4 protein-coding genes are annotated in these 7031 nt (G+C 46.1%); all 4 read right to left on the bottom strand.

The features are described from left to right. Positions 1-33: 33 nt before the first annotated feature. Complete coding sequence (locus E5329_RS21540) at positions 34-396, bottom strand: hypothetical protein (RefSeq protein ID WP_275443583.1); 363 nt, start codon at positions 394-396, stop codon at positions 34-36. 297 nt (positions 397-693) lie between these two features. Further along, entirely contained in the window at positions 694-2397 is a 1704-nt protein-coding gene (locus E5329_RS21535) for a S8 family peptidase (protein ID WP_135991389.1), read from the bottom strand. 143 nt (positions 2398-2540) lie between these two features. Beyond that, positions 2541-3911, bottom strand: a complete 1371-nt coding sequence (locus E5329_RS21530) for an MFS transporter (protein WP_135991388.1) — start codon at positions 3909-3911, stop codon at positions 2541-2543. A gap of 64 nt (positions 3912-3975) precedes the next feature. Next, positions 3976-7014, bottom strand: a complete 3039-nt coding sequence (locus tag E5329_RS21525) for a glycoside hydrolase family 2 TIM barrel-domain containing protein (RefSeq protein WP_135991387.1) — start codon at positions 7012-7014, stop codon at positions 3976-3978. Positions 7015-7031: the final 17 nt, after the last annotated feature.

Here is a 7031-nt window from a genome sequence, read left to right as displayed (position 1 = left end):
TTCATTTGAGCCTATTTTTTTCAGCTCGTTTTTTCATAGATTACTTGACACTACCATGCGTCTGACATACTCCTTAATGTCAATCAAATCCTCTAAGTCATAGATTTTGGAACTCATTGCTCTTTCAACATTTTCCGGGGTACACTCACCACACTCTGTTAATGCAGCTATTATCTTTGCCTTGATTTCTTCCTGTATCAAATCCGGCATTGCCGCTATATAGTATGGCGGCAGTTCTGTAATCTCCGTCTGAACCTCCTTTTCGTACTCATAACTTTTTTCAAAGTCATTGATAAACTTTTCTTTTACCAAGATTGCTCTCGACTTGTTTTCCTCGCTGGCTAATTCCACCAGCTCGTCCATGAACTGAATTAACTCTCGTTTTGTCATTGCCATAGCTTCTCCTCCTTTTTCGGGCAAAAATAGTAGGACTAAGTCAGCTATGCCAATATGGAACTTGTCCACACAAGAGCTAATTTAGTCCTACCTAAATACACTTATTTATTCAGTTATCACCTCATTTGGGTACACTTCACACACCACTAAAATGCTTAATGGTAATTTAGTGTCAAGTTGCTTATTTTTCAGTTTCAAGATTAAAAATGAGCTCATCCTAATCATTTTTTGCTGTTCTCACAGCAGTTTTTTCATAGGACTAAATCAGCAAAACCTCTTGTATTTATTAGGTTCTTACTAACTTGACACTATAATACCATAAGCCCCAAGCTGCGGATTTGGGTACTCCTGCAGAATCGGCAGGTGTTTTGCGCCTCTTATCAAATAAGCTTTCACCTTCTCCCCATACAAATAGGGATCATTTCCCTCCACAATCCCCCACTGCATCAAAAGCGCTGCGCTCCCTGTCACGAAGGGCGTTGCCATGGACGTGCCGTTTCGCACTGCATAACCGCCGCCTGGCGCAGCGGAGCGGATGTCCACCCCTGGCGCAGCAATGTCCGGCTTCACCTGGTTGGTCTGCCTGGTAAAACCCCGGCCGGAAAAATCTGCAAGCTGGTTATATCTGGCGTCATAGGCCCCGACGGAAATCACTTTTTCTGCTGTAGAGGGAATCGTCAATGTTGTCTCTTCTATGGGATACAAAAATCCGGTGCTCTGGTTCAGGACAGATTGTCCAGGCAGCCACAAATCATAATTTCCCTGCACAATCCGCTCCGGAACCAGCACAACCTTCCAGATTCCGGCATCAATATAGGATTTTGCCGGAAGAAAATCAATATAAATTTCCTGATACAAATTATAAGGACTGGGTTCCCCGTAATAAATCAGCAGCTCCGTCTGCCCCATCACAAAATGCTGGGGCCCCTGAACCTGGCGGATAGGCCCAATCTGGCTGCCGGAGGGATGCACCAGAATTACATCATATTGATCCACATAGGATTTCCAAAGCTGCAGATTCAACGATGATTCATACTCTCCTACTCCAAGCTCTATCTCCCGCTGCTGACCCTGCTCTAAAACGCCTGACGTATGGCCTCTGGCAGCTCCCTCGTTTCCTGTTCCAATGGAAATACTGGTTTTCCAGTAATTGGAAACATCATTGATATAGCTTTCCAGAAGGGCCGTTCCGCTGTGGGAGCCATAGGTATTTCCAAAGCTGATATTTACTGCCATGGGCATCTGATATTCCAATGATTTTTGCACCGCATAGTCCAGCCCCCGCATTAGCTGAGTGGTTTTTGGAAAACCGTTAGGCTCCTGTGTGCCTAGCTTTACAACCAGCAGCGGACTCTCATACGCCACGCCCCGGTTTACTCCGCTGCTGGCCCTTCCATTTCCCGCAGCTATTCCGGTTACATGGGTGCCATGTCCGGAGCTGTCCCGGCTTGGAACAATGCGAAACCGCTCCTGCTCACTGGAAGCCGCCAATGCCTGATTAATTTCTTCTGAGGTAAATTCCCGATCCAGAGTTTCATCATACAACGCTAAAATCCTTGTGCTGCCATCCTCGTTTCGAAAATCCGGATGGCTATAGTCAATACCGGAATCCAGAACTGCCACAATCACGCCTTTTCCGGTAAGATTGTATCTTGCAGTCTGCACGGGAGTGATGCAGGAAGCCTGCTTCCCCTCCCGCACTGCAAAATACATCCGTTTCGGCTTCTCCACATACTCCACCTCAGCCGCCATTGCCACCTGCTCCATGGCGTTTTCCGGCACATACAAAATAGCATATTCATTCATCAATTCTATTACTTTTATCTGGGGATTTTCCTTGGCCAGCCGCATAATATTTCCAGAATATTTCACAATCAGTTCCCACCTCTGTTCCTCCGGCTCATACCCAACCCCAAGCTGTAAGGATTTTTCCCGCTCCCGGGCTGTGGCGTCCAGTGCAAGGTTCAGAAGATTTTCAAATTTTTCGCTGTTTGCCGCCATTTCTGCAACCTACTTTGTTTGCTTTCCTATATCTTACTCCCATACAGAAAATTTGTGCCACTTTATCTTTCCCTATTTCGGGCAGGAAATCAGTTCATCCGTTCGCTGTTCGTCAACTTGCCAATCCAACACCAGCAATTTTTTTATTCTGCCGCAATTCCTTTTTCTCTTTTTATCTTATCATTAGCTCCCTCTACATTCATTCTGGAAAGGATTAACATAATCAGCACATTAAAGATTAATGGCAGCCACAGATACATAAACTGCATCATATTGAGAGCCGATTGGGGCTGAACCGGATTTGTGCCGACATAACCGCTGAATTCCAGGAGCCATCCCACCACTGCAGTTCCGATGCCGCCGCCGATTTTTACCCCAAGTGAAGTGCAGGAGTACATCGTTCCATCCACTCTCTTTCCCTGTGTCAGATAAGTGTATTCGGAACAGGAGGCGATTACGGCGTTCATGTCGCCCTGCCAGGGCCCCTGCCCCAATGCTGCAAGGGCCGTAAAGGCCATCATCAAAGGAACGCTCCCCATATATCCGGCAACTACAACCAACGCTCTGCCGATTACGGCAAGGATGTAACCTCTCAAATTCAGTTTGTACATCCCTTTCCACTTGCCTACCAGCGCCGGCGTAAATATCAGCGCTATGATAAGCGGAATATTCACTGCCCATGCAAACTGTCCAAACAGGTTTTTATTTTTCAGCACCCAGGTCATGTAGTAAATGCCTGCACCGATCATGGCGCTGTACAGCTGCTGTAAAATGTAAGCCCCGCAGATCATCAGATAGAACTTGTTCTTCACCAGCAGCTGAAACGCCTGAATCAGCCCGTATTTTTCTTCCGCATCGGCTGCCTCGCCATCGTTTAAATTCTCTTCAGAAAGCTCTTTTACAGAAAGGGCGGATATTGTATTCACAATCAAGCCCAGGGCCGCATAGATGATTGCCACCAGCCTCCATGCTGCGGCGTCGCCGCCGCACATATCTACAAATCCCACTGTAATTGTCTGAATCAGAAGACTTGTGGAAAATGCAAAAATGAAACGGTAAGAACCCATCTGCACCCGCTCTTTGCTGTTCTTTGTCACAAGGGAAGTCAGAGCCGAATACGCTATGTTGTTTGCCGTGTAGAACACGCCGTTTAATAAGGTGTATGCGATAAAAAACCATGCATACTGCGCTGTTTTTCCAAGGCTTGTGGGCACTGCAAAACAGCATACCAGCGTTATGGCGCAGCCAATGTAGCCATACAGCATCCATGGCCTTGCTTTTCCCAGCTTGCTATGTGTCTTGTCAATCATGGAACCGAAAAAGATATCCGTAAATCCATCAAACAGCTTTGATACGGCAATCAATGTTCCCACCATTCCGGACGCCAGGCCGATGGTGTCTGTCAGATAAATCATAACAAAGGACGTCAAAAAGGCATATACTACATTTCCCGCTACATCACCCGAACCGTATCCTATTTTGTTATACCACTTTAAATATTTCTTTTCTTCCATAAATTTCGCTCCTTCTCTAATTTGTTGTTTCGGACTCCAATCTTCCAACATTTTGCCTTTTGGCTCACAGGTATGTAAAGGGAACCAGTGCAAACTGGAACCGGAATTTTGTGTCATCAAAGCGGTATTGCTCCAATACCGCCGGGCCGCAGCTGTTAGAACCGATGCCATTTAATGCATAGTCCATACAGAACACCGTGCTGTCAGATTCCTCAAGTTCGTAATTATGCGCCGCCCGTTCCAATTCTTCCTGGGTATATGGGGACGCCTGAAAAGAAAATGGCTGTTCGGAAACTGCCGCAATTCCAAACTTTGTATCGCCCGCTTCCACATAATCGCAGTCATAATGGCTTCCATTCTCCTGGGGACGGATGTAGTCTTCATGCATCTGGCTGACCTTGGAGCAATAACATCCGTGGCTGGAACCCTGATGCTTATCCCGGTAGCTTTCCTTTGGTCCCATTCCAAAATAACTGATATTTTCCAGCTTCTTATCCAGGAACAAACGGATTCCAAATCGGGGAAGTTCCGGAAACTCTTCCTCTTTTTCCGCTGAGATTATGGAAGATATCTTCCCGTTTCCATCAATTTCCCATGTAATCTCCACATCTAATATTTTCTGGACGGTTGGCGCAACCACTGCCAGATGCTCCATGATCTGTACCCCATATTTCTTCTGAAGTGTCTTGACACTGTAGGCCCTGGTATAGGCTTGGTCATAATGCGCCTTTTTCCATTCCTCTCTGAGATACCTGTCATTGTCTGTGGGCGCTCTCCAAATGTTTAACTCCATGGGGTGATTCAGATAATCTCTCCCCGCAAACTGAATCTGTGTAAACAGTCCGGTGCGCTTATCTAATTTGTAACTGAATTTCTCTGCCTGCAATGCAATCTGCGTATCTGTCTCCTTTACGGTAATACCTGCAAAAACAGATTCCTGTTCCAGCCACTTTACCGCCCGTCTGTTCCTTCCGTCTTTATTTGCAAGCTTTATCTCATCAAAACCTAATACATGATCCCGCTTCAGTAACGGCACTTCCTTTTTTAGATGGTAGGTCAATTTCAGATAAATCCTTCCCGACGCTGGAATCTGCAATTTCAATTCTGTCTTTCCATCCCCGTGGGGCGCTGCAGAAACATCCGGCAAATTTCCTTTTTCCACTGTCAGGCCGTCCTGTGTCACTTCATATGAAATCTTGGCATAGTCTTTTAGATCATCAAAATCCATGTAATTATGAAGCGTCAGTTCCCCGCTGTTTTGATCATAGGAAACCACCCTTACCGGACGGTATACATTTTTATATTCCAATAGCCCGGTATGGGGCGTACGGTCCGGATATACCAGCCCATCCATGCAGAAGTTACCGTCATGGATTGCCTCTCCATGGTCGCCGCCATAATAGTACACGGTTTTTCCATTTTCCCCCTTGCCATGTGCAACTGCATGGTCACACCATTCCCAGACAAAACCGCCGCACATCCGGTCGTCGCTATGAATCATCTGGAAGTAATCTTCAAAATCCCCCGGTCCGTTCCCCATGCTGTGACAATACTCTACCAACAGAAAAGGCTTGCTTCCATCCTTCTCTAAATATTCCGAAATCTCTGCCAGCGACGGATACATCCGGCTGTACAAATCTAAATTTTCATAATTATAAGTTACGCTGTAATTTCGGTACCTGGCGCTTTCATACTGTGTCAGCCTGTCTGGATCAAACTTCTTGGTCCATTCCAGCGATTTCTCAAAATTACAGCCATAGGCGCTTTCGTTTCCCATGGACCACATCACAATGCAGGGACGGTTTTTATCTCTCTGCACCATAAGCTGTATACGGTCTAAAATTGCCTGCTCCCATGCCGGATGATCCGCAATCATTTCATTCCAGCGGTTAAAGCGGTTATCATCCGTATCTTCCCTGCGATACAGCATAAAAGGACCATGGGCTTCAATATCTGCTTCATCAATGACCAGAAACCCATACTTATCGCACATCTGGTAAAAATAGGGCGCATTGGGATAGTGACTGGAACGGATGGCATTGAAGTTGTGCTCTTTCATCAGAGTAAGATCGGCCTTTATCTGCTCTGCACGGATGACAAACCCTGTTTCTGGATCGGAATCATGGCGGTTTACGCCGCGGAACTTGATTTTTTCCCCGTTAAAATAAATGACGTTTTCCCTAATCTCTATGGTTCGAAAACCAATATGGTCTACAATTACCTCATTCTCTGCTGCAAGAATTATGGTATATAAATATGGATTTTCCGTATTCCAAAGGACAGGATTTGACAGGGAAAGCTCCAGCAGACCATCCTCTGAAATCCTTCCTTCGGCCGCTACTGCCCCATATCTGTCTTCGATGGTCACCCTCGTATCCACTGGCTCGCTAAAGCAAATATCCACTTTTACCGCGGCGTTTCCCTCTGCCATCTTTGTCGTGATGCGGTAATCTCTCACAGCCCGTTCCGGCCGTTTCAGCAAATACACATCCCGAAAAATTCCGCTCATGCGGAATTTGTCCTGATCTTCCAGATAAGAACCATCACACCATTTGAGCACCAGCACTGCAAGTTGATTCTCTTCCTCCTGCAGTAAGGAAGTTACGTCAAATTCACTTACCGCATGAGACACCTGGCTGTATCCCACATAAACTCCGTTCAGCCAAACATAAAAGCAGCTGTCCACGCCTTCAAAGTTCAAAAATGCCTTGGGCGCTTTCTCATCCTTCTGATAAGAAAAAATATGTACATATGCTCCGCAGGGAATATCCTGCGGCACATACGGCGGATCAAATGGAAAAGGATAGCGGATATTGGTGTACTGGTGACTGTCATACCCGGCCATCTGCCATACGCCCGGAACTGAAATTTTTTCAAACCCTGACGTATCATAACTAATCTCATAAAATACATCCGGCACCTCATAAATGCTTTCAAAATACTTGAAATCCCACTCTCCATTCAGCATCTGCATCCGATCTGAGTTTTCACGGTTCTCTGCCAGATCATCTCTTCTCTGCGACGCCGGAATGTAATAGGCCCTCGCAGGCATCGTATTGTCATGCAGTATGCTCAAATCCTCATAGTAACGTGGCACAACCATAGGGCAATCCTCCTTTG

The organism is Petralouisia muris (assembly GCF_004793545.1).
GTDB classification, from domain to species: Bacteria; Bacillota; Clostridia; order Lachnospirales; family Lachnospiraceae; genus Petralouisia; species Petralouisia muris.
Note: the sequence above shows the minus strand (reverse complement) of the source record. Positions and strands in the feature narration are given on the sequence as shown.

Excerpts from the sequence above, each read along its gene's own strand:
- E5329_RS21540 (WP_275443583.1), bottom strand. The coding sequence starts at position 396 with ATGGCAATGACAAAACGAGAGTTAATTCAGTTCATGGACGAGCTGGTG.
- E5329_RS21535 (WP_135991389.1), bottom strand. The coding sequence starts at position 2,397 with ATGGCGGCAAACAGCGAAAAATTTGAAAATCTTCTGAACCTTGCACTG.
- E5329_RS21530 (WP_135991388.1), bottom strand. The coding sequence starts at position 3,911 with ATGGAAGAAAAGAAATATTTAAAGTGGTATAACAAAATAGGATACGGT.
- E5329_RS21525 (WP_135991387.1), bottom strand. The coding sequence starts at position 7,014 with ATGGTTGTGCCACGTTACTATGAGGATTTGAGCATACTGCATGACAAT.